General features: G+C 64.8%; 1 protein-coding gene. It reads right to left on the bottom strand.

Annotation, left to right across the window (positions count from 1 at the left end; genetic code table 11):
• Positions 1 to 26 precede the first annotated feature (26 nt).
• On the bottom strand, positions 27 to 528 hold a 502-nt coding region (locus tag ACP4IX_RS36600), incomplete at its 5' end, for a S41 family peptidase (RefSeq protein WP_426559009.1).

Raw genomic sequence — 528 nt, 5'->3', positions numbered from 1 at the left:
ATCGAATTGAGATGTTCGCCTGCGCTTTAGTTCGCGGCCTTGTTGGTGGCCTTGTCGGTCGGAGCAGGAGCCGAGGTGGTCTGCTTGATGCCGTGCAGGAGGTCCGCAGCCATCTTCAGCGCCTTGTCGTCCTTGGCGTCCGGCGGAACGTAGGACTGCGAGCCGGTCTTCTCGTCGCCTTCGGCCTTGAGATGGCCGCGCAGCGAGGCTTCGCCCTTGGTGTCGGTCTTCGACTTCAGATCCTCCGGCACATCCTGCAGGACTTCGATATCCGGGATGATACCCTTGGCCTGAATCGACTTGCCCGACGGCGTGTAATAGCGCGCGGTGGTCAGGCGCAGCGCGCCATTGCCCGAGCCGAGCGGGATGATGGTCTGCACCGAACCCTTGCCGAACGAGCGGGTGCCGATCAGGGTCGCGCGCTTGTGGTCATGCAGCGCGCCGGCGACGATCTCGGAGGCCGAGGCCGAGCCGCCATTGATCAGCACGACGAGCGGCTTGCCCTTGGTCATGTCGCCGCCATGGGCG

The sequence above is a fragment of the Streptomyces sp. WG5 genome (genome assembly GCF_049974565.1).
Classification (GTDB): domain Bacteria; phylum Actinomycetota; class Actinomycetes; order Streptomycetales; family Streptomycetaceae; genus Streptomyces.
This window is presented reverse-complemented; position numbering and strand designations above follow the sequence as displayed.